The sequence below is a fragment of the Halocynthiibacter styelae genome (genome assembly GCF_016123485.1).
GTDB lineage: Bacteria > Pseudomonadota > Alphaproteobacteria > Rhodobacterales > Rhodobacteraceae > Halocynthiibacter > Halocynthiibacter styelae.
In genome coordinates this window covers 167,231-192,343 of the sequence record NZ_JADCKQ010000004.1, presented here as the reverse complement: position 1 = coordinate 192,343, position 25,113 = coordinate 167,231, and the positions used below count along the sequence as shown (strand labels likewise).

General features: G+C 54.7%; 32 protein-coding genes and 1 tRNA gene. 18 read left to right on the top strand and 15 right to left on the bottom strand.

Annotated features, from left to right (window positions below):
- Positions 1-45: 45 nt before the first annotated feature.
- Positions 46-297, bottom strand: a complete 252-nt coding sequence (locus tag H1D41_RS07170; RefSeq protein WP_228848246.1) for a hypothetical protein — start codon at positions 295-297, stop codon at positions 46-48.
- Between the two features lie 135 nt (positions 298-432).
- Between H1D41_RS07170 and phnC the strand changes: the two genes are divergently transcribed.
- The 10 genes from phnC (at position 433) to H1D41_RS07120 (ending at position 12,240) form a co-directional block, all read left to right on the top strand.
- Positions 433-1,245 (top strand): phosphonate ABC transporter ATP-binding protein, encoded by an 813-nt coding sequence (gene phnC / locus H1D41_RS07165; RefSeq protein WP_228848245.1) that lies wholly within the window; start codon positions 433-435, stop codon positions 1,243-1,245.
- Positions 1,246-1,307: 62 nt separating this feature from the next.
- Complete coding sequence (gene phnD / locus H1D41_RS07160; protein ID WP_228848244.1) at positions 1,308-2,210, top strand: phosphonate ABC transporter substrate-binding protein; 903 nt, start codon at positions 1,308-1,310, stop codon at positions 2,208-2,210.
- Positions 2,211-2,319: 109 nt separating this feature from the next.
- Entirely contained in the window at positions 2,320-3,192 is an 873-nt protein-coding gene (phnE, locus tag H1D41_RS07155) for a phosphonate ABC transporter, permease protein PhnE (protein WP_394355398.1), read from the top strand.
- The gene (phnE, locus tag H1D41_RS07150; protein WP_228848243.1) at positions 3,192-4,523 is read left to right on the top strand and encodes a phosphonate ABC transporter, permease protein PhnE; all 1,332 of its coding nucleotides are present in this window, start codon (positions 3,192-3,194) and stop codon (positions 4,521-4,523) included. The genes phnE (H1D41_RS07155) and phnE (H1D41_RS07150) overlap by 1 nt, the downstream gene beginning before the upstream one ends.
- Positions 4,523-5,134 carry a chloramphenicol acetyltransferase gene (locus tag H1D41_RS07145; protein ID WP_228848242.1) on the top strand — a complete coding sequence of 204 codons (612 nt, stop codon included), beginning with the start codon at positions 4,523-4,525 and terminating at the stop codon, positions 5,132-5,134. The genes phnE (H1D41_RS07150) and H1D41_RS07145 overlap by 1 nt, the downstream gene beginning before the upstream one ends.
- Positions 5,135-5,430: 296 nt before the next feature.
- A complete protein-coding gene (locus H1D41_RS07140; RefSeq protein WP_228848241.1) occupies positions 5,431-8,436 on the top strand; it encodes a methyl-accepting chemotaxis protein in 3,006 nt (1,001 codons plus the stop codon).
- 112 nt (positions 8,437-8,548) lie between these two features.
- Positions 8,549-9,559, top strand: coding sequence for a C4-dicarboxylate TRAP transporter substrate-binding protein (locus H1D41_RS07135; protein WP_228848240.1), 1,011 nt, complete (start codon positions 8,549-8,551; stop codon positions 9,557-9,559).
- Positions 9,560-9,620: 61 nt separating this feature from the next.
- A complete protein-coding gene (locus tag H1D41_RS07130; RefSeq protein WP_228848239.1) occupies positions 9,621-10,265 on the top strand; it encodes a TRAP transporter small permease subunit in 645 nt (214 codons plus the stop codon).
- A 2-nt stretch (positions 10,266-10,267) separates the two neighbouring features.
- Positions 10,268-11,674, top strand: coding sequence for a TRAP transporter large permease (locus H1D41_RS07125; RefSeq protein ID WP_228848238.1), 1,407 nt, complete (start codon positions 10,268-10,270; stop codon positions 11,672-11,674).
- 71 nt (positions 11,675-11,745) lie between these two features.
- Positions 11,746-12,240 carry a flavin reductase family protein gene (locus H1D41_RS07120; protein ID WP_228848237.1) on the top strand — a complete coding sequence of 165 codons (495 nt, stop codon included), beginning with the start codon at positions 11,746-11,748 and terminating at the stop codon, positions 12,238-12,240.
- A 60-nt stretch (positions 12,241-12,300) separates the two neighbouring features.
- Here the strand turns inward: H1D41_RS07120 and msrA are convergent, their stop codons facing one another.
- Together msrA and msrB are read right to left on the bottom strand one after the other, a co-directional pair.
- A complete protein-coding gene (msrA, locus tag H1D41_RS07115) occupies positions 12,301-12,807 on the bottom strand; it encodes a peptide-methionine (S)-S-oxide reductase MsrA (RefSeq protein ID WP_228848236.1) in 507 nt (168 codons plus the stop codon).
- Positions 12,804-13,256 (bottom strand): peptide-methionine (R)-S-oxide reductase MsrB, encoded by a 453-nt coding sequence (gene msrB, locus H1D41_RS07110; protein WP_107497519.1) that lies wholly within the window; start codon positions 13,254-13,256, stop codon positions 12,804-12,806. The genes msrA and msrB overlap by 4 nt, the downstream gene beginning before the upstream one ends.
- Before the next feature lie 134 nt (positions 13,257-13,390).
- Between msrB and H1D41_RS07105 the strand changes: the two genes are divergently transcribed.
- Positions 13,391-13,729, top strand: coding sequence for an ArsR/SmtB family transcription factor (locus tag H1D41_RS07105; protein ID WP_228848235.1), 339 nt, complete (start codon positions 13,391-13,393; stop codon positions 13,727-13,729).
- On the opposite strand, the gene H1D41_RS07100 is transcribed toward H1D41_RS07105, so the two are convergent.
- The 5 genes from H1D41_RS07100 to hisA form a co-directional block, all read right to left on the bottom strand.
- On the bottom strand, positions 13,726-14,043 hold the full coding sequence (locus tag H1D41_RS07100) for a phosphoribosyl-ATP diphosphatase (protein WP_228848234.1): 318 nt from the start codon (positions 14,041-14,043) through the stop codon (positions 13,726-13,728). The two genes, H1D41_RS07105 and H1D41_RS07100, sit on opposite strands and share 4 nt — an antisense overlap.
- 3 nt (positions 14,044-14,046) lie before the next feature.
- Positions 14,047-14,808 carry an imidazole glycerol phosphate synthase subunit HisF gene (gene hisF, locus H1D41_RS07095; RefSeq protein ID WP_228848233.1) on the bottom strand — a complete coding sequence of 254 codons (762 nt, stop codon included), beginning with the start codon at positions 14,806-14,808 and terminating at the stop codon, positions 14,047-14,049.
- 57 nt (positions 14,809-14,865) lie between these two features.
- The gene (locus H1D41_RS07090; RefSeq protein WP_228848232.1) at positions 14,866-15,384 is read right to left on the bottom strand and encodes a Hint domain-containing protein; all 519 of its coding nucleotides are present in this window, start codon (positions 15,382-15,384) and stop codon (positions 14,866-14,868) included.
- Between the two features lie 7 nt (positions 15,385-15,391).
- The gene (locus tag H1D41_RS07085) at positions 15,392-16,261 is read right to left on the bottom strand and encodes an H-type lectin domain-containing protein (protein ID WP_228848231.1); all 870 of its coding nucleotides are present in this window, start codon (positions 16,259-16,261) and stop codon (positions 15,392-15,394) included.
- A 107-nt stretch (positions 16,262-16,368) separates the two neighbouring features.
- A complete protein-coding gene (gene hisA, locus H1D41_RS07080) occupies positions 16,369-17,091 on the bottom strand; it encodes a 1-(5-phosphoribosyl)-5-[(5-phosphoribosylamino)methylideneamino]imidazole-4-carboxamide isomerase (protein WP_228848230.1) in 723 nt (240 codons plus the stop codon).
- A gap of 147 nt (positions 17,092-17,238) precedes the next feature.
- On the opposite strand from hisA, the gene H1D41_RS07075 reads away from it, so the two are divergent.
- The gene (locus tag H1D41_RS07075; RefSeq protein WP_228848229.1) at positions 17,239-17,631 is read left to right on the top strand and encodes a DUF2147 domain-containing protein; all 393 of its coding nucleotides are present in this window, start codon (positions 17,239-17,241) and stop codon (positions 17,629-17,631) included.
- Between the two features lie 158 nt (positions 17,632-17,789).
- Here the strand turns inward: H1D41_RS07075 and hisH are convergent, their stop codons facing one another.
- Both hisH and hisB read right to left on the bottom strand, forming a co-directional pair.
- Positions 17,790-18,428, bottom strand: a complete 639-nt coding sequence (hisH, locus tag H1D41_RS07070) for an imidazole glycerol phosphate synthase subunit HisH (protein WP_228848228.1) — start codon at positions 18,426-18,428, stop codon at positions 17,790-17,792.
- Entirely contained in the window at positions 18,429-19,016 is a 588-nt protein-coding gene (gene hisB, locus H1D41_RS07065; RefSeq protein ID WP_228848227.1) for an imidazoleglycerol-phosphate dehydratase HisB, read from the bottom strand. It lies immediately after the preceding gene.
- Positions 19,017-19,146: 130 nt separating this feature from the next.
- Here hisB and H1D41_RS07060 point away from each other — a divergent pair, with 130 nt between their 5' ends.
- A complete protein-coding gene (locus H1D41_RS07060; protein WP_107497528.1) occupies positions 19,147-19,386 on the top strand; it encodes an Lrp/AsnC ligand binding domain-containing protein in 240 nt (79 codons plus the stop codon).
- Here H1D41_RS07060 and H1D41_RS07055 read toward each other — a convergent pair.
- From H1D41_RS07055 to H1D41_RS07045, 3 genes are read right to left on the bottom strand one after another with little or no spacing between them, the layout of a single operon-like run.
- The gene (locus tag H1D41_RS07055; RefSeq protein ID WP_228848226.1) at positions 19,373-20,173 is read right to left on the bottom strand and encodes a metal ABC transporter permease; all 801 of its coding nucleotides are present in this window, start codon (positions 20,171-20,173) and stop codon (positions 19,373-19,375) included. The genes H1D41_RS07060 and H1D41_RS07055 overlap by 14 nt on opposite strands.
- The gene (locus H1D41_RS07050; protein ID WP_228848225.1) at positions 20,166-20,924 is read right to left on the bottom strand and encodes an ATP-binding cassette domain-containing protein; all 759 of its coding nucleotides are present in this window, start codon (positions 20,922-20,924) and stop codon (positions 20,166-20,168) included. Before H1D41_RS07050 ends, H1D41_RS07055 begins: the two co-directional genes overlap by 8 nt.
- Entirely contained in the window at positions 20,921-21,400 is a 480-nt protein-coding gene (locus H1D41_RS07045) for a transcriptional repressor (RefSeq protein ID WP_228848224.1), read from the bottom strand. The genes H1D41_RS07050 and H1D41_RS07045 overlap by 4 nt, the downstream gene beginning before the upstream one ends.
- 88 nt (positions 21,401-21,488) lie before the next feature.
- On the opposite strand from H1D41_RS07045, the gene H1D41_RS07040 reads away from it, so the two are divergent.
- Together H1D41_RS07040 and H1D41_RS07035 are read left to right on the top strand one after the other, a co-directional pair.
- The gene (locus H1D41_RS07040) at positions 21,489-22,523 is read left to right on the top strand and encodes a zinc ABC transporter substrate-binding protein (protein ID WP_228848223.1); all 1,035 of its coding nucleotides are present in this window, start codon (positions 21,489-21,491) and stop codon (positions 22,521-22,523) included.
- Positions 22,524-22,560: 37 nt separating this feature from the next.
- Positions 22,561-23,013 carry an MmcB family DNA repair protein gene (locus tag H1D41_RS07035; protein ID WP_228848222.1) on the top strand — a complete coding sequence of 151 codons (453 nt, stop codon included), beginning with the start codon at positions 22,561-22,563 and terminating at the stop codon, positions 23,011-23,013.
- Positions 23,014-23,016: 3 nt separating this feature from the next.
- On the opposite strand, the gene H1D41_RS07030 is transcribed toward H1D41_RS07035, so the two are convergent.
- Complete coding sequence (locus H1D41_RS07030) at positions 23,017-23,208, bottom strand: DUF6324 family protein (RefSeq protein ID WP_107497532.1); 192 nt, start codon at positions 23,206-23,208, stop codon at positions 23,017-23,019.
- A gap of 176 nt (positions 23,209-23,384) precedes the next feature.
- Between H1D41_RS07030 and H1D41_RS07025 the strand changes: the two genes are divergently transcribed.
- Positions 23,385-23,461: transfer RNA gene (locus tag H1D41_RS07025), tRNA-His, on the top strand.
- A gap of 207 nt (positions 23,462-23,668) precedes the next feature.
- Positions 23,669-24,169: a SecDF P1 head subdomain-containing protein gene (locus H1D41_RS07020; RefSeq protein WP_228848221.1), complete on the top strand. Its 501-nt coding sequence runs from the start codon at positions 23,669-23,671 to the stop codon at positions 24,167-24,169.
- Positions 24,170-24,179: 10 nt separating this feature from the next.
- Here the strand turns inward: H1D41_RS07020 and H1D41_RS07015 are convergent, their stop codons facing one another.
- Positions 24,180-24,320: a hypothetical protein gene (locus H1D41_RS07015; protein WP_228848220.1), complete on the bottom strand. Its 141-nt coding sequence runs from the start codon at positions 24,318-24,320 to the stop codon at positions 24,180-24,182.
- Between the two features lie 111 nt (positions 24,321-24,431).
- Here H1D41_RS07015 and H1D41_RS07010 point away from each other — a divergent pair, with 111 nt between their 5' ends.
- Positions 24,432-25,085 (top strand): protein-L-isoaspartate O-methyltransferase family protein, encoded by a 654-nt coding sequence (locus H1D41_RS07010; RefSeq protein ID WP_228848219.1) that lies wholly within the window; start codon positions 24,432-24,434, stop codon positions 25,083-25,085.
- The last annotated feature ends 28 nt before the right edge of the window (positions 25,086-25,113 follow it).

Genomic DNA, 25,113 nt, shown 5'->3' with positions numbered 1-25,113 from the left:
TTTCTTTCTCATAGCAACGCATGCACATAATTGACCAGCGTGCCGTCACGTTTTTTCAGTGCGCAATGCCTGGGCCGGATCCGGGCTTGGACTTACATACGGCGTATCTTTTGAGAATGGTAAAAGACGGGTCAGCAAAGCAATCATCCAGCAGGCTGCCTGCTGGCAGCATTTTGGGATTGGGGGGAGGTGTTCAAAACAATCCGGCTCCCTGTTTTTCAGAACCTTTGTTTCAACGGGTGGCAGCGCTACTTCATTCAGTGAGGCGCGGCGGCAGAAAATCTCTTCTTCGCTCATTTCAGGTAACGAAGATTAATACAATGTAACAGTTTGCGTGAAACCAGAGCGTGATTTCACATTTCTTTAGTGAATCTGAAACGTGAAAGATTCCTGCGGCAGTGAAAACCCCCATGAACACGGGGGCACTGCAATATGCTGCACATCAATGCACTTACAAAACGTTTTGGCGATAAAGCCGCGGTGGATGCCGCAAGTTTTCAGGTCGATAAACCGATGATGATCGGGATTATAGGCGCATCCGGCGCGGGGAAATCCACGCTGTTACGGATGCTGAACCGGCTGACGCCTGCCTCCGAGGGCAGTGTCGAATTTGAGGGCCGCGATGTGCTTGGCCTGAAGGGGCGCGACAAGCGCAACTGGCAAAGCCAATGCGCGATGATTTTTCAGCAGTTTAACCTTGTGCCACGTATGGATGTGGTAGCGAATGTGCTGCACGGCACGCTGAACCGTCATTCCACCGTCCGCACATTGTTTAACCTCTATCCAGAGGCCGACATTCACCGCGCCATTGATATTCTGGAACGCCTGGGCATTGCGGAAAATGCCGCGAAACGGGCTGAGGCCCTGTCTGGCGGTCAGCAACAGCGCGTGGCGATTGCCCGTGCGCTTATGCAGGATCCGAAGATCATTCTGGCGGATGAACCGATCGCCAGCCTTGATCCGATGAATGCTGTCATTGTGATGGATGCCCTACGCCGCATTCATGAAGAAGATGGTCGCATGGTCATCGCCAACCTGCACACACTGGATACCGCGCGCCGCTACTGTGACCGTGTGATCGGTATGCGTCAGGGGAGGATCGTTTTTGACGGCACCCCTGATCAGCTGACCACGGGTGTTGCACGGGACATCTACGGCGCCGGGGCGGACTTCTCAGAAGAAGCCACCTCCACCGCCATTGAACAACCTCAGAAGCCACTGCCTGAAAGCCTGCAACTGGCCTGACGCAGCCCGCTTAACCCGCCCCATAACCGAACATCCGGGGCACCTACAGAGAGAGACGTACCATGAAAAAACTGATTGCTGCCGTTCTGGCAACATCCGCGCTGACCGCACCGGTTATGGCGCAGGAAATTACCGAGTTTAACATTGGCCTGCTGGGTGGTGAAAACGCACAGGACCGTCTGAACAACAATGAATGTCTGCGGGCCCAGGCAGAAGAACTGCTGGGCGTGCCTGTGAAGCTGTTCGCCCCTGCCGATTACAACGGCGTTATTCAGGGCCTGCTGGGCGGCACCATTGATATGGCATGGCTGGGTGCTTCGGGTTACGCGAAAACCTATCTGTCCGACCCTGAAGCGGTTGAGCCGATCCTTGTGAAAGTGAACAACGATGGTGGTTATGGCTACTATTCCATCGGTTTCGCACGTGCAGACAGCGGCATCACCAACCTGGACGACATGGCTGGCAAGACCTTTGCCTTTGGTGATCCGAACTCCACGTCCGGCTATCTGATCCCATCCATTGAGATTCCTGCCGCGGGGTACCCAATGGAAGACGGCGCGGAGTACTTCGGTGACATCGCGTTTTCTGGTGGTCACGAACAGACCATCGTTGGCGTATATAACGGTGACTTTGATGGCGGCGTAACCTGGGCGGACGGTCTTGGCGAATGGGAAGATGGTTTCAACTCTGGCGCGCTGCGTCGTGCAGTGGATGCCGGTCTGGTTGACATGAATGAACTGGTTCAGATCTGGCAGTCCGCGCCGATCCCTGAAGGTCCGATTGTTCTGCGCTCTGCCCTGCCAGAGGATGTGAAAGTTCAGATGACCGCCCTGATGGCAGCTATGCCTGCGATGGACCCGGAATGCGCATATGGCGTTCTGTCCGGTGAGGCAAAAGGCCTGATGCCAATCGGTCACGAGGCTTATGAAGTGATCATCGAAGCACGTCGTCTGAAGTCTAACTAAGACGCAAAACGCCCCCGGTCTGGTTCTCAGATCGGGGGTTTGCACGACAAGAGGGAATGACATGCCTTATCCCATGTATCTTCCCGCTGAAAATTCCGGGGACAATAAAATGGTTGATCAGAGCGCAGGTGGCATCATGCCCACGGCGGCGATCCGGGGTGCCTATCTGGCGCAAAACCGGCGCAAACGTCTATATGGTGGTGTACTACTGGTATTCTTTGTGGCGCTGATGGCCGGTGGCTTTGACCTTGCCGATGCACGCAATGCCGGTGGGTTCTGGAACGGGATCACCCATGTTTTTGATTTCCCCGCTGAGGTTCTGGGCGAAGCTGCCGGTAAGCTGCATGAGTTGCCCGCACATTTCGTAACCTTCCTGCCAGCCCTGATTGAAACCGTGAATATTGCCGGGGCCTCAACCCTTGTGGGGGCGATGATGGCTTTGGTGTTTTCCTTACTGGCAACCCGTGGTCTTGCGCTTTGGCCCCGTGCGATCCCGCTGTTTCGCCGGTTGATGGATGTCATGCGCGCCGTGCCTGAAATCGTGATTGCGCTGGTTCTGATCTTTATCCTCGGCGGCGGGCCCGTGCCCGCAATGATCGCGATTGCGTTCCACACCGCTGGCGCATTGGGAAAACTGTTTTCCGAGGTCAACGAGAACGTCGATCTGAAACCTGTTGACGGGTTGGCTTCTGTTGGCGGCAACTGGTCACAACGCATGCTGTTTGGCGTCGTGCCGCAGGTGGCCCCGAATTATCTGTCCTATATGCTGCTGCGCTTTGAAATCAACATCCGGGCCTCTGCCATTCTGGGTTTCGTTGGTGCGGGTGGCATTGGCTATGAACTGAAAAATGCCATGTCCTGGGGGCAGGGCAAATATGACGAAGCCGCCGCAATCTTCCTTCTGCTTTTCGCAACCATCGTCGTGGTCGATCAGGCCTCTGGCGTGATCCGCAACCGCCTTTCAGCAACAGAGGTGCACTGATGACTGCTCTGACCATGGATCACCGCATTGCCGCTTCTGCGCGGATGCAGAAAAAACGCCTGTTCGCCTTTGGGATCCCCGCGCTCATATTCGTATATTTGGCCTATATCTTCATCAGCTTTGATGTCGCCGGACTGTATCACCGTGCGGATATCGACAACGCCCGCACGCTTGTTGCCGACAGCTACAGCTATAAAACCCATGTGGCGCGCGACAATCGTTCCGGCGAGGTCAGTGTCGCTATTGAAGGGGAACGCAAGGGCACATATCCCGAAGGTTCCAGCCCGGATTGGGTGACCCTGGGTGATGAAACAGTTGTAGATCTGGGCGCAGGCCATATCGTGACCTATGCGGGAACGCAGGTCAGCTATGACATCCCCGGCTATGGTCTTGTGACAGCAGATCCTGGTCGCAATGGTGTACAGGCCGAATTTCCTGCAGGTGAACTGCCGGAATGGATCAATGCTTCAAAGAACCGTGTGACCATCACAACTGAGGCCGGGCGTCTGACCATCACCCGTAACCGCACTGAAGTGCTGCGCTATTTTACCGGGTGGGAGCTGTTCTTTTTCACGCTCGACAGCCCGTTTCACGGCAAAGGCCTGGGTGAGATGATTGGCCTGGCGTTTTCTTCCGATCGTGTGGTGGAAGGTAAAAGCAATATCGCAGCAATGGTCGATCAGTTCCTGAACAATAAGATGTGGCAGCATGCCTCGGTCTTTTGGGCGATCTTTGAAACCATCCTGATGGCCTTCCTTGGCACATTTGGTGCAGCGATTATTTCCCTGCCACTGGCCTTCATGGCGGCCAAAAACTTCACACCGCTCAGATCTGTCCGCTTTGGTTTCCGCCGTGTGTTTGATTTCCTGCGTGGGGTGGATGGGCTGATCTGGACGATCATTCTGTCACGGGCCTTTGGTCCTGGCCCGCTGACCGGTGCCCTTGCGATCCTGCTGACGGATACTGGCAGCTTTGGCAAGATGTTCTCTGAGGCGCTGGAAAACGTCGATAAGAAGCAGATCGAGGGCGTGGCCTCTACCGGTGCGAAACCTTTGCAACGTTATCGTTTTGGTGTGATCCCACAATTGACCCCGGTGCTGCTGTCGCAGGTGCTGTATTACCTCGAAAGCAATACCCGTTCCGCAACAATCATTGGTGCGATCACAGGCGGCGGTATTGGTCTTTTGCTGACCCAGGCCATGGTAACGCAGAAGGATTGGGAAGAGGTCAGCTATTACATCATCCTGATCCTCTTGATGGTGATGATGATGGACTGGCTGTCCGGCATCCTGCGCCGCAAGCTGATCAAAGGCGATGGTGGGGGGCACTGATGCTATCTGATGAGAAACCCCTGCTGCATGGCGACGTGCAGCAGGCGAACAGCAGCTTCGGGCGATACACCGAAGTCGGACACAATAGCGTCGTTCTGAATTCTGAGTTGGGTGATTACAGTTACTGTGGCCCCAATTGTGATATCGCCAACACAAGCATTGGCAAGTTCAGCAATATCGCAAGCAACGTACGCATCGGCCCAACAGACCACCCAATGCATACGGCGTCTTTACATCATTTTATGTATCGTTCGTCCTGGTATTGGGACGATGCGGAGGATGACACGGCGTTCTTTGCAGGTCGTAGCGCGCGTCGTGCCTTTATTGGCCATGACACCTGGATCGGCCACGGCGCGATCATAAAACCTGATGTGACAATAGGTCATGGCGCCGTGATTGCAGCTGGCGCAATCGTCACCAAAGATGTTGCACCCTATACAATCGTTGGCGGAGTAACCGCACGGCTGATCCGCGAGCGTCTGCCAAGCGATATTGCAGAACGCCTGATGGATTTGGCCTGGTGGGACTGGCCGCATGACGAAATCAGATCAGCTCTGAATGACTTTCGGGTGCTTTCTGCTGGCAGTTTTTTGGACAAATACCAATCCTGACGCCAGGCTTGCGGCGTTCTTTCGGGTGAAACTGAAAAATCTGAATTCACCTGCTTTCCTGCTAATCGTATAAATTCAGTCGGTTATATTGGTTCACTAAATTTGTAACAAAATATTGTCTGAGAAAATCGAGGATTTCTCAGGTGCATAAAGGCTTGTTTAAGAGATCGGCCAAAGAATGCACCTGTAATCAGTACCCCGGCCGAACTGCATTTCGCGGGCCTTTCCGAACCACGGGCAGCCGGGATTCTGAATGATTTCATTACTTATAGACGGATTGTCTGGCGAGGCTGAGCATGAGCAACAGTATCAAAATGTTTCTGACGGGTGTTGGCGGGAAAATAGCGATTGTTATGGTGGTGTTGACCGCATTGACAGCAGCATCAATTGGGATCGGCTATTTTGCCTCTGATCGGGTTAGTCAACGCCTTGAATTGATGAGCCAGCAGGATCTGCCGGAATTGGAACACTCGATAAGCCTGATTGCGACGAACAGCGCGATGCAGGAAACGCTCAACGGTCTGCTGGTTGCTGAAAATGCGGATACCCTGCGAGTAGCAGCTGCTGGTCTGAGCCAGATCCGGAATGAGATTCAGGCTTTGGAAGAGGTAAGTGGTGTCGATATCCACGGATCGACGGGGGAGCTTTCGGAAGCTGAACTGGTCTCGCAGAAATTCACGCAAGCGCTTAGTCGATTTGAAAGCCTGATAACAATTCGTGAACAGGAATTTGCAAATCTTACGGAGATTGAACAAGCCGTCACGCAGTTGCGTGAGCTGAGTAAATCTGCCTCGGTGATGCTTAGTCAGCGGTCTGATGTTGTCTATTTCGAAGTGGTTGTCGCTGGACGTCGGACGGCATTGGCTGTAAATGAAACGCTGCACCGTATTGTTGGACAGGATTTTCGGGACATTCGTCTGAGCCTGGAAATTGATGGTGAAATTAACCTGATTGCCGGGGTTGTATTGGCCCTTCCCGGAATCGAAACGGACAGTATGACATCCGTGCTGAAAGAGATGGGGCGCGGTGCACTGGCCAATCTTGAAAAACACCTTGAAGAGGCCGGCGAAGTTGAAATTCTGGCTGACATTCTGCCCGACCTCAACCGGCTCGCAGCGCTTTTCGGAACTCAGTTAAATTCTGTTGCGGGGTTTGGTCTGGATGTCAGTGACCTGATTTATGACACCCGTGAAGAAATAGATGCTGTTTTGAGAATGACAATTGGCGTTCTTCTTGCGGGGCTTGAAGAACGGGTGGAACAGGCGGCCACTGAAAATCAGGATGCAGTGCAGGCGCTTATGTCTGATCAGGTTAGTGCGATCCGGGAACTGGCGACGCTGGATGCGCTGGTGAACAGATTGGTCGGGATTGCATTTGAAGTTGCCGTGGCCGGAACCGCAGAAGATCTTGTTGAAACCACGTCCCGTCTCACAGCAGAAACGGCAACTTTGCGTCGGCTTTCACGTGCTCTGCCTGAGGGAATGAACCAGGTGATGCAGGATATCCTGGTGATTTCTGGTACAGAACAAGGATTGCCAAAACTGCGTGACAACGTTCTTGTCTGGCGCAGTGATGCCGAGTTTGCAGCTCAGCAGGTTGCTATGGATGTTCGGGAAATTACGCGCCTGACGCAAGCAGAAGGAAGTGCTGCACTTGATCAGATCGTAGCTGCGCAAAGTGAATTGGGCAGTCTTCAGGACGAAGTACGCCATGATTTGATTATGATCGCAATCGCAGCAATAATCGTGATTGTTCCGGTACAGTTCCTGACATGGTTTACAATTATACGCCCGATGCGAACTGTCAGCAGGGCAACGCTCTCCCTGGCGGGAGGAGATTTGTCTGCCACAGATCATTTGGCATTTCGCAGAGGTGAGGTTGGCGAAATGACACGTGCTTTGCAGGTTTTTAGAGACAATATAGTTGAAAACAACAGCCTCAAAGAAGAAGATATGAAAGAGCATGCACGCCGTGTTGAAGCCGAGAAAGCTGCTCAGGCCGAGAAACTTGCGCGAGAAGATGAGCAGCGCCAACGTCAGCAGAAACGAGAAGAGCAGGAGCGCGAGCGTCGGGAATCCGAACTGAAACGTGAAAATGAGTTGCGTGAGGAGGCAGCGGCTGTGGAGCAACGTCAACGCGAAGAGCAGGATCTTCTGGTGTCAACGCTGGCGGATGGGCTTACCAAACTGGCCAGTGGTGATTTAAGCGCCAAAATCACACAAAAATTCCCAGCGGCTTACGAACAGCTACGGGAGGATTTTAACCGTACAGCTGAGGCCCTGGAGGAGATTATTGGCACAATCGCGAATTCGGTCGGCACTATATCCGGAGACAGTACAGAAATCGCAAATTCAGCCAGCGAACTATCCACCCGGACAGAGCAATCGGTAGAAATGTTGCTGCAGACTTCTGCCGCGATTGAGCAGATGACAATTTCAGTGCAGTCAGCATCCAAAGGCGCGGAACAGGCCGATGCCAAAGTGCTTGACGCGAGGGCCGAAGCTGAAAAAAGCGGCGAAATTGTAAGTGAAGCATCTATCGCAATGGGCGAAATCGAAAGCTCTTCCGATGCGATTTCACAGATCATTTCCGTAATTGAAGGCATCGCTTTCCAGACCAACTTGCTGGCTTTGAATGCTGGCGTTGAAGCTGCTCGTGCCGGCGATGCTGGCCGCGGTTTTGCTGTCGTGGCATCAGAAGTGCGTGCGCTGGCGCAAAGGTCATCAGAAGCCGCGCATGAAATTGAGGAACTGATTACCAAAAGCAGTGAGCAGGTGAAAAAAGGTGTTCAGCTTGTTGCCAGAGCCGGGCGTGCCCTCGAAGGGATTTCTTATTCTGTCGTGGAAGTGTCTTCCCATGTAACGGATATTGCCACGTCAGCAAAAGAGCAGGCGCAGGGAATTGGGGAGGTAAATGTTGCGGTCACCAAACTGGAAGGTTTTGCGCAGCAAAATGCCGCAATGTTTGAGGAAACAACGGCGGCCAGTCACTCTCTCAAACAGGAAGCCAGCACACTTTCACATATTGTTGCCAAATTTGAAGGTGGGGACACAGCGCAAGTTGCCAGTTCTGGCAATGAGGGCGATGACACAACTACTCCGTCCCTGGTTGAGGGGGATGAAAGTGTCGAACATATCAGTGTCGGGGACAGAGATGTGGAAGGCATCATTGATCCAATGCCAGGCGGTACTTCTGAAGCAGATGGCTGGTTCGAAGTCGGAGAGGCAAACAGTGTTTCTGAAGATGTTTTTTCTGCAAATAGAAACGGGCTGGCAGGACAATCGCTGATCAGCGACCGGTGATGTAATTTCAGAAGTTGTTCCCTTGCGTCGCCTGCATCAAAGCTTGCTTTCAACCGGCAAAGGAGTTTCAATCCCTGAAAGGCAGGAAAATGCCTGAACAAGGGAGAAACAGATGAAAAGTATTTTGGGAAAAACTGCGATTGTTGCGCTGACTGTTGCATTCGCCTCGGAGGCTGCTGCAACAGAATGGAACGTGTCAGTCTGGGGCAAGCGCCGCGCCTTTACCGAACACGTTGAACGCCTTGCCGAGCTCGTTTCTGAGAAAACCAACGGCGAATTCACTATGAACATCAGTTATGGTGGCCTGTCAAAGAACCGCGAAAACCTGGACGGAATTTCCATCGGGGCCTTTGAAATGGCGCAGTTCTGTGCTGGTTATCACCGCGATAAAAACCCGACCATCACCGTACTGGAACTGCCTTTCCTGGGCGTGAATACACTGGCAGAAGAAGTGGCGGTTTCACATGCTGTATATGGGCACCCTGCCGTGCAGGCGGATCTGGCGCGCTGGAACGCACGTCTTTTGATGACATCACCAATGCCGCAATATAATATCGTTGGCACCGGTGAGGCGCGTGATGAACTGGGCGAATTTGACGGCATGCGCGTGCGTGCCACCGGTGGCATCGGTAAAGCTTTTGAAGCAGTTGGCGGTGTACCGACCTCTGTAACTGCGACCGAAGCCTATAATGCAATGGAAAGCGGTGTTGTCGATACCGTCGCCTTTGCGCAGCATGCGCACCTGGCTTTCCGCACCATTGATATCGCTGACTGGTGGACTGAAAACCTGAACCCCGGCACCGTGAACTGCCCGGTGGTTGTGAACACAGATGCCTACGATGCACTGTCTGACAGCGAACGCGAAGCCCTGGATAGTTCCGTAGATGAAGCCATCACGCATTATCTTGAAAACTACGGCGAACTTTTGGCGCGCTGGGATGGAATCCTTGAAGAAAAGGGTGTCGAACGCGTGACCCTGTCTGAGGGCGAACTGGCACAGTTCCGTGCAACCGCGGCGGATCCGATCCGCGAGCAGTGGATTACAGATATGTCTGCACAGGGTATTCCTGCGCAGGAACTTTATGATCTTGTGCAATCTACACTGGCTGCACAGCGCAACTAAACCCTGAAAATCAGCCCTCCGGCCACACACCGGGGGGCTTTCTCTGAATAGGGAGGGTGCCATGGCGGGCAACAGTGCCGTGCGCGAAGATGACTCATTGCTTAGTCGTCTGGATCGTAAACTTCTGAAACTTGAAACTATTCTGGCGTTGATCAGTGGGCTAGCGGTGTTTTCACTGATGATCTTTGCGGTTGTCTCTGTCACCGGACGCAATGCGATCAATCAGCCACTGCCGGGATATGTCGACTGGATTGAACAGGTTTTACCTGTGATTGCCTTTATGGGCGTCGCCTATACACAGCGCCATGGTGGCCATATTCGCATGGATATTGTCATTGGCCTGCTGAAAGGGCGCGCGCTGTGGCTGGCTGAGATTATCACGGTTCTGGCCATGTTGATCCTGATGATCTTTCTGGTCTGGGGCAGCTGGGCCCATTTTGACCGCAGCTTTGATTTCGCCGCCCCACTGTGGAGCCGCGACAGCTCTATTGATATTGGCATTCCGCTATGGCCTGCCAAACTGCTTGCGCCAGTGGCGTTTTCGGTGTTGTGCCTGCGTCTGGTCCTGCAGCTCTGGGGATATACACGGGCGTTTATCACCAATGATCCGGCACCTGTTGCTGTGCCACTGATCCAGAGCGCAGCTGAGCAGGCACAGGAAGAAGCGCTGCATGTCAGCGATCTGAACACAGGCAAAGGGCAATAAATATGGAACCTATTACCATTGGCCTGATTGTTTCGGCTGTGATGCTTTTGATGGTCATTCTGGGGATGCGCGTTGCGTTCGCGGCGGGGCTTGCGGGCTTTCTCGGGCTGATCTGGATCTTCTGGGCAAAGAAAAATTACGGTATTGATGATTTCGGCTGGGCGCTGACAGTGGCTGCGAAAACCGCCGGGCAGGTGCCGCATTCCAAGGTGACGACACAGGCGCTTTCCCTGATCCCGACCTTTATCCTGATCGGCTATCTTGCCTATTACGCCGGGCTGACGCAGGCCTTGTTTGAGGCGGCGAAACGCTGGATCGCCTGGGTGCCGGGCGGGTTAGCCGTGTCGACTATCTTTGCGACAGCGGGATTTGCTGCGGTGTCCGGGGCTTCTGTTGCGACGGCGGCTGTATTCGCGCGGATCGCCATCCCGGAAATGCTGAAAATCGGGTATGACAAGAAATTCGCAGCGGGTGTGGTTGCTGCGGGCGGTACGCTTGCCAGTCTGATCCCGCCCTCTGCTATCCTTGTGATTTATGCGATTATTGTGGAACAGGATGTGGGGAAACTGTTGCTGGCGGGTTTCCTGCCAGGGGTATTTTCCGCAATTGTTTACGGTGCACTGATCATCGGCATGGCCATGATGATCAAAGGGTTTGGTCCGCCAGTGAAGGGCTTCACCTGGAAGGAACGGTTTGAATCCCTGCCCCCGGCATTGCCAATCCTGGTCGTCGTCGCGACGATAATTCTTTTCGTTTACAATCCTTTCGGGGGTGACGCCTGGGGCACACCAACAGAGGGCGGGGCGATTGGCGCTTTTGTGGTTTTCTGTATGGCGCTCTGGCGCGGAATGCGCTGGCCGCAGCTGAAAGATGCTTTGCTTGAAACGGCAAAACTGTCGGTCATGATCTTCACCATCATCTGGGGTGTGCTGATCTATGTGCGCTTCCTGGGGTTTGCAGATCTGCCGGGGGCATTCTCTGACTGGATCACCGGACTTGAACAATCCCCAATGCTGACATTGGTCTTCATCCTGCTCGCCTATGCTGTGCTGGGAATGTTCATGGATGCGATCGGCATGCTGCTTTTGACATTGCCGGTGGTTTATCCCGCGGTCATGGCGCTGAATGGCGGTGAGTTCGTATCCGCCGCAGACAGCACCTTCGGCATGTCCGGCCCAATGTGTGCGATCTGGTTCGGGATCCTTGTGGTGAAGATGGCTGAATTCTGCCTGATTACGCCGCCGATTGGGTTGAACTGCTTTGTCGTGGCCGGTGTGCGCGATGATCTGAGCGTCCAGGATGTTTTCAAAGGCGTGACCCCGTTTTTCATCGCGGATGCGGTGACAATCGCGCTTTTGGTTGCGTTTCCGATGATCGTGCTCTGGTTGCCAATGCAGGCTGTGGGCTGACGCACAAAATTGCGGCTTGCGCCAGGTGGGGCAGGCCGCGTATTGGGGGCGCAGGAAACGGACGAGCGACCATGACTGCATTTACCCCCACGCCTGAGAATACACGTCAGCTGCGCGATGCCTATGGCCGCTTTGCGACCGGCGTCTGCATCGTGACCACCCGCACAGATAGTGGGCCGGTCGGGATGACTGTGAACAGCTTCTCTTCGGTGTCTCTTGATCCGGCTCTGGTGCTTTGGTGTCCGATGAAAGGATCCGAACGCACGGCGTCTTTCACAAGCGCCAGCCATTTTGCCATTCACGTATTGCGCGAAGATCAAGGCGATCTGGCCATGGCATTTGCCAAAAATGGTGATGCGTTCGCCGGGCTGGATATCGTTGAGGGAATGGGTGATGTACCACTTCTGCCCAACTGCTGCGCACGGTTTGAATGTGAGGCAGCGGGTCAGCATGAAGCCGGAGATCACCTGATCCAGGTCGGGCAGGTTCTGCGGGCAGAGTTTAATAATGAATTTGCGCCACTGATTTTCGCCGGTGGTGCTTTCGGCGGTTTCAACGCAGTCTGAGGGGCGCATTTGACTTTGCCCTGAATCGGCAAAGGATATGGGGGCAGTGCCCCCATATGGTTAGCTTTCTGATCGTTTTGGCAGCACCCAATCCGGACGCGCAAAATGGCAGGTATAGCCGTTTGGGTTCTTTTCCAGGTAATCCTGGTGATAGTCTTCCGCCGCCCAGAAGTCACGGACTGGCACAACCTCAGTCACGACTTTCCCGGGCCAGAGGCCTGAGGCATCCACATCGGCAATCGTATCAATTGCACAGGCCTTCTGATCTTCGTCGACATAAAAAATGGCAGAGCGATAGCTTGTGCCCAGATCATTCCCCTGGCGGTTTATCGTGGTCGGATCATGGATCTGGAAGAAGAATTCCAGCAGCTTACGAAAGCTGGTTTTTGCAGGATCAAAGGTGATTTCAATCCCCTCGGCGTGGGTGCCGTGATCTTTATAGGTCGCATTGGGCACATCGCCGCCCGTATAACCGACGCGGGTGGTAACAACCCCATCCATGCGGCGGACAAGGTCTTCCATGCCCCAGAAACAGCCCCCGGCCAGTACTGCGCGCTCTAAGCTCATGATGTTTCTCCCTCAAACAGATGTGCGTATTCGCCATAGCCCTCTGCTTCCAGATCTGCCAGCGCAATAAAACGCATGGAGGCAGAATTGATGCAATAGCGCAGCCCGCCCTGGTCAGCTGGACCATCCGGGAAGACATGGCCCAGGTGGGTGTCACCATGGGTGGACCGTACTTCCGTCCGGATCATGCCGTGGGTTGTGTCATGCAGTTCCTGCACGTGGGTATCTTCCACAGGTTTTGTGAAGCTTGGCCAGCCACAGCCGCTGTCGAACTTATCCATGGAGGTAAACAAAGGCTCACCAGAGACAATATCGACATAAAGCCCTGTCGCTTTGTTTTTGTCCAATACGCCTGTGAAGGGGCGTTCGGTGCCGTTTTCCTGTGTCACACGGAACTCTTCCGCGCTGAGGCGGGCGATGGCGTCGGGGTCTTTGTGGTAACGTGTCATGGCGCTCCTTTCGATGTTGAATGGAATATGGGCAGCGCGTCAGGCTTTGTCCATGAAAGTTACAGAGGATGATTTTCTTGTGAAAACAGCGCGAGGTCGGTGACAAGCGGGATTGGCGGGCGTAGATAGAGAATATGGATAAGAAACAAGCTATAATCGCCTTTGGCGCGCTGAGTCAGGAAAGCCGGCTGGATGTTTTTCGCCGTCTGGTGCAGGCAGGAAATCAGGGCATGTTGTCCGGGGAAATCGCCACAGCGCTCGGACAGAAACAGAACACGGCCTCTGTGAATTTGTCGATCCTGCTGCGCGCCGGACTGATCCGCAATGAACGGGACGGGCGAACTGTCCGGTATTTTGCAGATTTTCAGGGTGTTGGTGGGTTGCTTGGCTATCTGATGGAAGATTGCTGTGGTGGGCAGGCAGACCAATGTCGCCCGCTGATTGATCAGGTGATGACCGGGCGCGGCTGTTAAGCCTTCGGGCGCGCGGATTTTTCTGCAATGCCGGAGGTGCCTTCGCGCCGGTCAAGTTCCGCCAGGACGCTTTCAAATTTCACGCCTGACGCCTGCAGCATCACCAGCAGATGGTAAAGAACATCGGCTGCTTCTGCAGTCAGGTTTGTTGTATCGCCTTTGACAGAAGCGATGATGGCTTCCACGGCTTCTTCACCGAATTTCTCGGCACATTTTTCAGGGCCTTTCGCCAGAAGCTTTGCCGTCCACGAACTGTCCGGATCCGCATTCGCACGGCTGGCGATGGTTTCTGCAAGGCGGGAAAGCGTGTGCATGGGTTACTCCAGTCGCATCGGGATACCCGCATTGGCCATATGTTCCTTGGCCTCACGGATGGTGTAATCACCAAAGTGGAAGATAGACGCCGCAAGCACCGCAGATGCGCCGCCTTCTGTCACGCCTTCTACCAGGTGATCCAGGGTGCCAACGCCGCCGGAAGCGATCACAGGTACATTGACAGAATCTGAAATGGCACGGGTCAGGGGCAGGTTAAAGCCGGCACGGGTTCCGTCACGATCCATTGAGGTCAGCAGGATTTCACCTGCACCTTTCACCACCATGGTTTTTGCGAAATCAACCGCATCAATGCCAGTTTCTTTACGTCCGCCATGGGTGAAGATTTCCCATTTGCCAGGTGCAACGGTTTTGGCGTCAATGGCCACAACAATGCACTGGCTGCCGAATTGATTGGCCGCCTGTGAGACAACATCAGGGTTCGCGACTGCGGCGGAGTTAAAAGAGACCTTATCCGCACCCGCCAGCAGCAGATCGCGCACATCCTGTGCGGTGCGCACACCGCCACCGATTGTCAGGGGCACATAGCATTGCTCTGCGGTGCGTCGTGCCACATCAAACATCGTGCCACGGTTTTCATGGGTGGCTTTGATGTCGAGAAAGCAGATTTCATCCGCACCGGCCGCATCATAGGCACGCGCGCTTTCGACAGGGTCGCCTGCATCAATCAGGTCAACGAAGTTCACACCTTTCACGACACGACCTTCAGCCACATCAAGACATGGGATAATCCGGGTTTTCAGCACAGCACGCCCCTCATTGTTCGCGCATGGTTTTAGAGGCAGGCGGGGGCAATGAAAAGCTTAAACAAGCAACCGCGATGTATTGACCGTCGGGGTGAGGCGGGCTGTCGGGCCATAGCTGCCATTATGGGTGCGCAGTTCCGGGAAAATACCCAGCAGTTCATCACGCTGTGCCCCGGGCAAAAGCCCTTTGGCAAGCTGCCCGGCGTGTAGGCTTTCAGTTGGGGCATTTTCGGCCGTGACGATTTCGTGCTGATCAAAGAGAAGGTGGATATATGTGACCTGATCTGCACCCTGATCAACGTAAATCGTGTCATGATTGATCAGCGCCTTTGCCGGAACCAGGATTTCGACCTCACCAAACAAGAGTTGCGCTTTCCAGCCGGTAATCAGCATGCGATGCTGCGGAGAGACACGCATATCACGGGCGGGAATTCCTGGCGCGATACTGTCTTTCTGAATGTAGATTGGGCTGTGCTGTGGGCTAGCTGTCAGAAAAGAGGTGCCCAAGGTACGTCTGCAAACCCAGCGCAGTGGTTGTGGTCCGTGGTCCTGTGTCAGCACCATATCCCCTGTCACCAATGCCTCAACTGCCCTGTCGCCATAGGGTGTGGCAATCAGACACCCGGGCTTTGAAGCAGGGGATCAGACCTTCTTCAAAGCCAATAACGCCAACAGTTTCATCGATGTGATTGGTTTCATTGTCATCCGAACGTTCTTCCTGAATATGGACGCCAGTGGAAGAGTTTGTCAGATTACTGAGGGCAACCCGGGCGGTATCGCCACCATTGATGGTTTGCGTGTCGGCAATATAAACGCCATTTGTGAACGTCGTGCCCATGTTCACGGTATCTGTGTTGTGGTTCACTCCGCCCTGGGTGAGGGAAACCCCTGAGTTGCCTGTGTTGTTTCCCCCGGTTTCGATTGCGATCCAGCCTATGGTTTCTGAACCGTGGTCGTCGTTTTCTGCTTCTTCTTCCTGGAGGCTGAGATTAAAGCCTGTGGTCGTTACCCCACTGGGATCACTATCAACTGCAGTTATGTCATTGTTTGACATAACCGATGTCAGAACGGTCGGCGTGGAAGAGAAGGTTGAACCAAATGAAACCGGTGTGCTGCCAGTTCCATCTGCTGTTGTGGTGCCTGCGGTGACAGTTCTGCCATCCGGCAGCGTGTGTGTGCCCGCAGAAATGGCGACCCAGTTGATGGTTTCTACAGCGGGGTGCGCGCCATCAAGATATTCCCATTCTTCAATGATAAAGCTGAAACCGGTTTCGTCGCTGTCCGTGATCCGGATGGTATAGGGATCGCCACCGTTTTGGGTCCCGCTGATGACAATTACCGGGTCAGTAATATTCTCTGTGAAATCGACACGAATAGGAACTGGCACCAGAGGAGGGGTGCCAGGGACTGCATCCTGGGCCGTGTCGAGGCTGCCTGCTTCGCCAATTGCCATGTTGTTCTGCGCGTATTTGTTTTTGTTTTGATAAATCTACAACAAATACGCAGCAGAGGGAATCCCCTGAGATTATAAATGGTAAACAGGGATAGCTGAGCCCCGAATTAGCCCTTCAGGACATCCAGTGCCGCTTTCAGGTCAATGGCACCATCATAAAGTGCGCGCCCGGAAATGGCGCCGTTCAGATTTGCACCGCAGGATTTCAGCGCGCGCAGGTCTTCCAGGGAACTGACACCGCCAGACGCGATCACCGGGATTGAAACGGCGCGGGCCAGATCAGCGGTGGCTTCGACATTCACGCCTTTCATCGCGCCATCGCGCAGGATGTCTGTGTAAATAATCGCGCAAACGCCGGCGTCTTCAAAGGATTTTGCAAGGTCGGTGACCATGACGTCGGTTTCCTCAGCCCAGCCTTTGGTGGCAACTTTGCCGTTGCGCGCATCAATACCCACGGCGACTTTGCCTGGAAATTCTTTTGCGGCTTCACGCACCAGATCCGGATTTTCGACGGCAACTGTGCCCAGGATTACACGCGCCAGGCCCTTGTCGATCCAGCGTTCAATTGTCGCCATATCCCGGATGCCGCCACCCAGCTGGGCAGGGGTTTTGGTTTGTTTCAGGATCTCTTCCACGGGGGCGGCGTTCACAGGTTCACCGGCAAAAGCCCCATTAAGATCAACAAGATGCAGCCATTCACAGCCTGCGTTCACGAATTCCATCGCTTGCGCTGCGGGGTTGTCGTTGAACACGGTTTCCTGTTCCATATCCCCATGCACAAGGCGCACGGCGCGGCCGTCTTTGAGGTCGATAGCGGGGTAAAGGATCATGGGGAACTCCTGACTGATTCAGCGTGCTTTTGCCATGATGTGCGCCCGTTTGCAAAGAGCCTGTGGTCGCAGCTTCACCTGAGGTAAGTCTGGACAGAACATAGGATTGCCCGCCATCATGGCGAAAACTTAAAAGGGAGAGATGTTATGAAGAAGATTGCACTGGCTGCGCTGGGCGTTGTTGCTATGGCGGGAGCTGCGATGGCGGACCCGATCTACGGCACCTGGCAGACCATTCCGGATGACAATGGTCACTATGGGCATATTGAAATTTCTGCTTGCGGATCAGCAGTTTGCGGAACGCTTGTGCGGGCATATGACAGTGCGGGTACGCAGCTTGAGACTGACAATGTCGGCAAGCGTCTTGTCTGGGATATGGAAAATATCGGTGACGGCAATTACGACAATGGCAAGGTGTACAGCCCGGATCGCGACAAGACTTATAACGGTGATATGCAGTTGTCTGGCAACAGTCTGACTGTGCGTGGCTGTGTCTTTGGGATCTGTCGTTCCGGTGGCACCTGGAGCCGCGTGAATTGATTTAAATCTGGCCTTCGTGGGGGCGCTGCCCCCACATCCCCGGAGTATTTCAGGCAAGATGAAAAGGGCCTGAATACCCTATGCACAATGCATGCACATCATATGCATATGTTATGCATATCAGGCGGGCGGCGGATTAAGCCGCCCTTCATTTTTTGTTAAGGCTTCCAGGTCAGGAAATTGCCGATCAGGCGCAGGCCTGTGTGCTGGCTTTTTTCCGGGTGGAACTGCATGCCGATCATATTGTCGCGTGCGATGATTGCGGTGACATTGCCGCCGTAATCCACATGGGCCAGCTGGTCTGCCGGATTTGTCACGTCAAAACGGAAGCTGTGCACGAAATAGGCATGATCGCCGGATGTGATGCCATCCAGCACAGCATGTTCCTGATGCAGCACCAGATCATTCCAGCCCATATGCGGGACTTTCATCGCGGGGTCAGACGGGGTGATGTCCACAACTTCGCCTTTGATCCAGTCAAGGCCTGGCGTGTCTTCATATTCACGACCGATGCTGGCCATCAGCTGCATGCCGACGCAGATGCCAAGGAAGGGGCGGCCTTCTTTGACAACAGCCTGTTCCATCGCTTCGCAGATCGCGGTGTGATCCACCAGTTCCTGGCGGCAGGCCGGGAAGGCACCGTCACCTGGCAGAACCAGACGGTCGGCGCGGGCGATTGTATCGGCGTCAGATGTCACGATGACCTCACCGGCGTTTACTTCACCAGCCATGCGTTGAAAGGCCTTTTCTGCGGAGTGCAGATTGCCGGACCCGTAGTCAATAATTGCAGTCAGCACTTAGAGAGCCCCTTTGGTAGAGGGGATCGCATCCGCTTTGCGCGGGTCGGTTTCCACGGCGATGCGCAGAGCGCGGGCCACGGCTTTGAATGCTGCTTCGACGATGTGGTGGCTGTTGAACCCGTGGATCTGGTCGATATGCAGGGTGATGCCGCCCTGAGTCGCGAAGGCTGTGAAGAATTCGCGCACAAGTTCGGTGTCAAATGTACCGATCTTCTGGGTCGGCACTTCGACATTCCACACAAGGAAAGGCCGTGCAGAGAGATCCAGCGCACAACGCACCTGGGCATCATCCATCGGCAGGTGGCATTCACCGTAGCGACGGATGCCTTTTTTATCGCCAAGCGCCTGCGTGAGGGCCTGACCCAGGGCAATGCCCACGTCTTCCACGGTGTGGTGATCATCAATGTGCAGATCGCCCGTGGCGCGCACGGTGATGTCGATCAGGGAGTGGCGCGCCAGCTGATCCAGCATATGGTCAAAGAAACCCACGCCGGTCTGCATGTCATAGATGCCGGCGCCGTCGAGGTTCACCTCAACAGAAATATCGGTTTCATTGGTTTTACGGGTCACGGTTGCTGTGCGCATGGCGGGCCTCATCAGATAAACTCTCTCGCTTATAGGGGGCAGGGGCGGAATTTCCAATATGCTCAATTGCCCATTGTGTGGGTGCGGCGATCTGTGCGAGATTTCGGGCGACTTATAACGGGAGAGATCCATGACTAATCTGGTTTTTGTGCAGCTGCGCTGTCGTCCGGGCACGACCTATAAAGTGGCGGAACAGATCCTGCTGAAGGAAGTGCATTCTGAGCTTTATTCAACCTCAGGCGATTATGATCTGATCATGAAGCTTTATGTGCCTGAGGGCGAGGACACCGGGAAGTTTATCAACGGCATCCTCGCAGATGTGACGGAACTTGAACGTTCCCTGACCACGATGACGTTTAAAGCGTTTTAAGCCGCGTCAGGTTGCGGGTGAGCAGGGTGATCATGAAGATCCCTGCCGCCACACAGATGATTGTCGGGCCAGCCGGTGTGTTGGCCTGGGCAGAAATGTAGATCCCCCCGACACCAGACAGCGCGCCAATACCAGCGGCCATGGCGGCCATGGTTTCGGGCGTGCGGACCCATGGGCGGGCGGCGGATGCCGGGATGATCAGCAGCGCGCCGATCAGCAATGCGCCGACGACTTTGATTGCCACAGCGACCACAAGGGCAAGCGCGAGGGTCAGGATCAGTTCTTCGCGTTTTGGATTGATGTTGCTGGCATAGGCCAGATCCGGGGACAGGGTTGCTGTCAGAAGCTTTTGCCAGCGCCAGATCAGCAAGACCGCTATCAGCACGGTGCCGGACCAGATCAGGGCGAGGTCTGATTTACCAACAGCGAGGATCTCACCGAAAAGCCAGGCAGAGAGATCAATGCGGATGCCTTGTAGCAGGGAAACAATCACAAGGCCAAGCGCCAGCGCCGTATGGGCCAGCACGCCGAGGATGCTGTCATGGCCCAGCTGACGGCCCGCGAGCGTAGACAGTAGAAGCGCCATGATCAGGGAAATGCCAAGTACACCGGTCAGCGCTGAAGTACCAAAGGCAAGGGCAAGGGCGACGCCAAGGATGGCGGCATGTGCGGTTGCATCGCCGAAATAGGCCAGCCTGCGCCAGACGACAAAGCAGCCAAGAAACCCTGCCGCGATGCCGGTTCCAAGCGCTGCAAGGGCTGCACGGATTATAAAGTCATCAAGCATTGTCAGTCTCTTCCAGCGGGTGGTTGCAGTCCGGTCCATGGGGGTGGCTGTGGTCGTGCTGGTGGCGATAAAGCGCCAGCGCGCCCTGCGTGCCGGAACCAAAAAGCGCGCGATATTCCGGGGCAGAGGCGACGATATCCGGCGTGCCGTGGCAGCAGACGTGACCGTTCAAGCAAATCACCCGGTCAGAGCTGGCCATCACCACATGCAGTTCATGGCTGACCATGAGAATGGCGCAGTTTGTTTCTTCACGCAGAGACTCAATACGGCGATAAAAGGCAGCGGATCCCGGCTGATCCAGGCCAGTTGTGGGTTCATCCAGCATCAGAAGATCGGGTTTTTCCAGCAAAGCGCGCGCCAGAACCACGCGCTGAAACTGCCCGCCGGAGAGATCGGCGATCTGGCGTTTTTCCAGTTTCTCGGCACCCGCCGACGCAAGCGCTGTGCGAATATCCGTCAGGCTGCGCCGTTTGGGCAGGGACAGAAACCGCGCCGCCGTCATGGGCAGGCTGGGATCAATGCGCAGGTTTTGCGGCACATACCCAATGCGCAGACCGTCACGGCGTTTCAGACTGCCAGAGGTGATGTCAGCGGCACCGGTAATCGCGCGCAAAAGTGATGTTTTTCCCGACCCGTTTGGCCCGACCACGGTTACGATTTCACCGGGTGCGATATAGAAGTCCACATTGCGCAGGGCCGGGGTCGTGCCGGCGCGCACGGTGATGTCGCGCGCCTCGATCAGATTGCTCATGTAGTTTTGTCTTCCTGACAGCTGGGGCAGGTGCCTTCGACTTCAATCACTGCGGTGTTGATGGAAAAGCCCATTTTATCCGCCGCGCGGCCAAGGTCGCCGGTCACAGGGGATGCTGGAATTTCAGCAACCATATCGCAATCGGAGCAAATCATAAATGCAGGGTTATGGTCTTCGCCCGGGTGCATACAGGCCGTCCAGGCGTTGAGCTTTTCAACCTTATGCGCAAAGCCATGGGTCTGCAGAAAGTCGAGTGCGCGATAAACCACGGGGGGCTGGCTGCCCAGACCTTCCGCCGCAAGGGTTGGCAGAATATCGTAAGCACCCAGGGCTTTATGCCCTTCCAGCAGCAGTTCCAGAACTCTGCGGCGCACAGGGGTGAGTTGCAGTTTGTGTGTTGCACAGTGATCCTCTGCCACTCTGATAGAGGTGGCAACACAGGTGCCATGATCGTGTTTTTCGAATCCGCTGTTCATTGGAGGCTTTCGCATGTTTTGGCTTGTGATGTTATAATGTATCATATAGTGGGTGGCGTCAAATGTAATATTATAACATGAGATCCCCATGCTGAGATATCTTCCTGTTGCTGCGATGATTGCCTGTGCCGCCCCTGTTTTTGCCGAGGTCCCGCAGGTTGTGACCGATATTGCACCGCTGCATTCGATCACCGCGCGCGTGATGCAGGGCGCGGGCGAACCTGCGGTTCTGCTGCCGCCGGGTGCGGATCCGCATCACTATGCAATGCGCCCGTCAGAAGCGCAGTTGCTGCAGGATGCGGATGTGGTTCTGAGTGTCGGCGCCGGGCTGACCCCCTGGCTGGAAGGTGTGACTGAAGATCTGTCACCGGATGCGGTGGAAATGATCTGGGCGGAATTGCCCGGCGTGACCCTGATTGAAATCACCGGCGCGCATGGCGAAGGCGAAGCGCATGAACATGAGGATGCACATGATGCGCATGCGGATGATCATGATGACCATCACGACGATCATGCAGATGATACCCACGATGAGGAAACCCATGATGAGCACGGGCATGACGATCATGATGACGAAGAAGGTCACGATGATCATGCAGGGCATGGGGATCACAGCGATGACCCACATGTCTGGCTGAATCCGGACAATGCCTCTGTTGTGGCCCGTGCGATTGCTGTGCAGCTTGGGGAAATGGATGCAGAGAATGCGGCGCTTTATATGCAGAATGCCGAAGCGTTCGCCGCAGATATGGATGCTTTAAGCGCAGAATTCGAAGGCCAGTTGTCCGGTGCGACGGGCGCACACATCGTCACCCATGATGCCTACGCCTATTTCGAAACCCGCTTTGGTCAGCGTTCGGTTGGTGCCGTGACCGATTCCCATGCGGCAGAGCCAGGTGCGGCCCATATCCGTGAGATCCAGGAGCTGGTGGCGGAACATGATGTGGCCTGCGTTATCGTAGAACCAGCCTATAACCCGGGTCTGCTGGCCGCGGTGTTTGAAGGACGTGCCTATGAAATCGTGGTTGCGGATCCTCTGGGGGCAGAACATGAACCAGGTGCCGGATTGTATCCTGCCCTGCTGAAGGATCTGGGCGCAGCACTGGCGCGCTGTACAAAGTAAACTTGCATACTGTTCCTGATATGTTCATGTTGTAGGTATGTCGGAACATCTGCCCAATCAACCGGGACAGAGGCTTGCGCGCGGCATTTGCCGTGCGTTTGCGTCTCTGGGCTGGGAAACGCTGCTGGAATATGTGCCAACGCGTGGATTGCGGGTGGATGTGATCGCCCTTGGCCCAAAGGGCGAGATTGCGATTGTGGAGTGTAAATCCGGGATTGAGGATTTCCGCGCGGATCAGAAATGGCAGGGCTATCTGCCCTGGTGTGACCGGTTCTACTGGGCTGTGGATGCGGATTTTCCGGTGGATGTTCTGCCGGATGGCATGGGGCTGATCATTGCAGATGCCTATGGCGGTGAAATCATCCGCGAAGCCCCGGAGGTAAAACTGCCCGCCGCAAGACGGAGGGCAGTGACCTTAGATTTCGCACGTGTTGCCGCGCGCAGGGATCGCAGATATCGCGATCCGGATGTCAGACATCTGGAAGGTTAAAGCTTATTTGCCGGTCTGTTGTTCAACACCGGCGGCAGCGGCCAGAATCTCTTCCGCAATCTCACGCGCTTCTTCGGGATCAAAATCCATTGGCAGTTCAATCCCGTCGCCTTCAATATAGATCCGTACCATGCCTTCATCGGTCGGGCCGATCTGAAGATTTGCGGTAATTTCACTTGGTGTATTGATGCCCATGGCGCGATTGCTCCTTAATTTGTTGTGTTGGGACTATCCTGTGTGGCAGCGGATGACAAGGGAATGCGGGATTTGGGGTAGAGGAAGACCTGGGCGGGATGTCGGGCAAAAGAGATGCATTTTTCCGCATTCCGGCCCTTGCAATCCCCAGACTGCTCGGCTAAATCAGCGCCAGTGCCGCCTTAGCTCAGTAGGTTAGAGCGCCTGATTGTGGATCAGGAGGTCCCCCGTTCGAGCCGGGGAGGTGGTACCACTTCCATATACCAAGGTTATTTGGCTTTCTTATCGAATGTCTCAATTCGTAGGGCAGATTTACTCTGTGAGTTTACTGTGTTTGGCTGCACATGTTCCTGATCAGCTGGCCGATTGGCGTAACGCTGTTCTGCAAGCTGTCAAAACAGTTTGATTGTTTCTTTCTGCCGGGCAATTTGGGCAGTTTAGGTAAAGGTGGTGACAAGCGATGACATCAGAGTCCATTCAAACTTGGGTAAAGTCGGCTTTCATGGCTGTAATCGTCCTGCTGTTTTCTGTTTGGCCGGCTGTATCTGATGGGCTGAGTTTTCACGAGGTGACGGGCCGGACAATCGACATGACAGAAGAGGTGCCGGATGGACAGATGCTTGTGCCGGGAAGGGACGACGCCCACGACATTTATATTGTGCGGGTTGAAACTATTTTGCCGCAGGGCGCTTTTGCAGATGCTTATGCCAGCCTGGATCAAAATGGCGCCCCGGGTATAACCGTGGAATTTACGCCGGGAGCTTCCGCTGTATTTGCCCTGTATACGGCTGATAATGTCGGGAAAACTGTCGCCATTATTTTTGACGGTGAGGTTTTTACAGCGCCCCGGATTATGTCCGAAATTATCAGCAGTGTGGCTTTGATCACCGGCAGCTTTACCAGGGAAGAGGCTGCATTTATTGCTGCGGAAATTAAATCCGGTGCAGATTTGCAGGACTGAAATTCTGTTTTCAGAATATCAGCGAGGCGCCCCATTGGATCAGCCGTCCGAGGTTAGCGCTGGTTTCTTCGGGGAAATAGTAAAAGCTTGTGCCAAGCAGCAGAAGCACCACCCATTTGTTGATCAGCAGGCGCAGAAGCAGGAAAAACATGATACCTCTCACAGGGTGTTTTGACGGGGGGCGTAATACGATGGATCTATTGCCCCGGCGTGGCTTCTGTGGCAAGAGGATCATAACGAAACCAGACGAATGAGTTTAGTTATGTCAGATTATGCCACCCGCCGTACAATGATGGTCGACACGCAGGTGCGCCCGTCTGATGTCACCAAATTTCCAATCATTGATGCGATGCTGAAGGTTGAACGTGAAAACTACGTTCCCGAAGGGCAGCGTGATGCCGCTTATGCCGACCGTGAAGTGGTTTTGGCACCGGGCCGTGTTGTGACGGAACCGCGCACTTTTGCCAAAATGCTGGACGCGCTGAACATTCAGCCGGATGAACTGGTGCTGAACCTGGGCTGTGGTCTTGGGTATTCCGCAGCAATTCTGGCACGTCTTTCTGATGCGGTTGTGGCCGTGGAAGATCTGGATGGTATGGCGGATGAAGCGCAGAGCATGCTGAGTGCAGCGGGCGCAGACAATGCGGCGATCATGGAAGGTCCGCTGGCGGAAGGCGCAGCAAAGCACGGGCCATATGACGTGATCCTGATCGAAGGCGGCGTGGCGCAGATCCCTGCGACAATCGCGGATCAGCTGGCTGAAGGTGGCCGTATCGGCGCGATCTTTATGGACGGCGTGCTGGGCACCATGCGGATCGGTCAGAAAATTGACGGAACCATTGACTGGCGCGATATGTTCAACGCGACCGCCCCGGTTCTGCCGGGCTTTGAAGCGAACGTTGGCTTTACGCTGTAAAAACGCAAAACGGGATGTGCATCAGCGC

Excerpts from the sequence above, each read along its gene's own strand:
- H1D41_RS07170 (WP_228848246.1), bottom strand. The coding sequence starts at position 297 with ATGAGCGAAGAAGAGATTTTCTGCCGCCGCGCCTCACTGAATGAAGTA.
- phnC (WP_228848245.1), top strand. The coding sequence starts at position 433 with ATGCTGCACATCAATGCACTTACAAAACGTTTTGGCGATAAAGCCGCG.
- phnD (WP_228848244.1), top strand. The coding sequence starts at position 1,308 with ATGAAAAAACTGATTGCTGCCGTTCTGGCAACATCCGCGCTGACCGCA.
- phnE (WP_394355398.1), top strand. The coding sequence starts at position 2,320 with ATGGTTGATCAGAGCGCAGGTGGCATCATGCCCACGGCGGCGATCCGG.
- phnE (WP_228848243.1), top strand. The coding sequence starts at position 3,192 with ATGACTGCTCTGACCATGGATCACCGCATTGCCGCTTCTGCGCGGATG.
- H1D41_RS07145 (WP_228848242.1), top strand. The coding sequence starts at position 4,523 with ATGCTATCTGATGAGAAACCCCTGCTGCATGGCGACGTGCAGCAGGCG.
- H1D41_RS07140 (WP_228848241.1), top strand. The coding sequence starts at position 5,431 with ATGAGCAACAGTATCAAAATGTTTCTGACGGGTGTTGGCGGGAAAATA.
- H1D41_RS07135 (WP_228848240.1), top strand. The coding sequence starts at position 8,549 with ATGAAAAGTATTTTGGGAAAAACTGCGATTGTTGCGCTGACTGTTGCA.
- H1D41_RS07130 (WP_228848239.1), top strand. The coding sequence starts at position 9,621 with ATGGCGGGCAACAGTGCCGTGCGCGAAGATGACTCATTGCTTAGTCGT.
- H1D41_RS07125 (WP_228848238.1), top strand. The coding sequence starts at position 10,268 with ATGGAACCTATTACCATTGGCCTGATTGTTTCGGCTGTGATGCTTTTG.
- H1D41_RS07120 (WP_228848237.1), top strand. The coding sequence starts at position 11,746 with ATGACTGCATTTACCCCCACGCCTGAGAATACACGTCAGCTGCGCGAT.
- msrA (WP_228848236.1), bottom strand. The coding sequence starts at position 12,807 with ATGAGCTTAGAGCGCGCAGTACTGGCCGGGGGCTGTTTCTGGGGCATG.
- msrB (WP_107497519.1), bottom strand. The coding sequence starts at position 13,256 with ATGACACGTTACCACAAAGACCCCGACGCCATCGCCCGCCTCAGCGCG.
- H1D41_RS07105 (WP_228848235.1), top strand. The coding sequence starts at position 13,391 with ATGGATAAGAAACAAGCTATAATCGCCTTTGGCGCGCTGAGTCAGGAA.
- H1D41_RS07100 (WP_228848234.1), bottom strand. The coding sequence starts at position 14,043 with ATGCACACGCTTTCCCGCCTTGCAGAAACCATCGCCAGCCGTGCGAAT.
- H1D41_RS07085 (WP_228848231.1), bottom strand. The coding sequence starts at position 16,261 with ATGGCAATTGGCGAAGCAGGCAGCCTCGACACGGCCCAGGATGCAGTC.
- hisA (WP_228848230.1), bottom strand. The coding sequence starts at position 17,091 with ATGATCCTTTACCCCGCTATCGACCTCAAAGACGGCCGCGCCGTGCGC.
- H1D41_RS07075 (WP_228848229.1), top strand. The coding sequence starts at position 17,239 with ATGAAGAAGATTGCACTGGCTGCGCTGGGCGTTGTTGCTATGGCGGGA.
- hisB (WP_228848227.1), bottom strand. The coding sequence starts at position 19,016 with ATGCGCACAGCAACCGTGACCCGTAAAACCAATGAAACCGATATTTCT.
- H1D41_RS07060 (WP_107497528.1), top strand. The coding sequence starts at position 19,147 with ATGACTAATCTGGTTTTTGTGCAGCTGCGCTGTCGTCCGGGCACGACC.
- H1D41_RS07055 (WP_228848226.1), bottom strand. The coding sequence starts at position 20,173 with ATGCTTGATGACTTTATAATCCGTGCAGCCCTTGCAGCGCTTGGAACC.
- H1D41_RS07050 (WP_228848225.1), bottom strand. The coding sequence starts at position 20,924 with ATGAGCAATCTGATCGAGGCGCGCGACATCACCGTGCGCGCCGGCACG.
- H1D41_RS07045 (WP_228848224.1), bottom strand. The coding sequence starts at position 21,400 with ATGAACAGCGGATTCGAAAAACACGATCATGGCACCTGTGTTGCCACC.
- H1D41_RS07040 (WP_228848223.1), top strand. The coding sequence starts at position 21,489 with ATGCTGAGATATCTTCCTGTTGCTGCGATGATTGCCTGTGCCGCCCCT.
- H1D41_RS07035 (WP_228848222.1), top strand. The coding sequence starts at position 22,561 with ATGTCGGAACATCTGCCCAATCAACCGGGACAGAGGCTTGCGCGCGGC.
- H1D41_RS07030 (WP_107497532.1), bottom strand. The coding sequence starts at position 23,208 with ATGGGCATCAATACACCAAGTGAAATTACCGCAAATCTTCAGATCGGC.
- H1D41_RS07020 (WP_228848221.1), top strand. The coding sequence starts at position 23,669 with ATGACATCAGAGTCCATTCAAACTTGGGTAAAGTCGGCTTTCATGGCT.
- H1D41_RS07015 (WP_228848220.1), bottom strand. The coding sequence starts at position 24,320 with ATGTTTTTCCTGCTTCTGCGCCTGCTGATCAACAAATGGGTGGTGCTT.
- H1D41_RS07010 (WP_228848219.1), top strand. The coding sequence starts at position 24,432 with ATGTCAGATTATGCCACCCGCCGTACAATGATGGTCGACACGCAGGTG.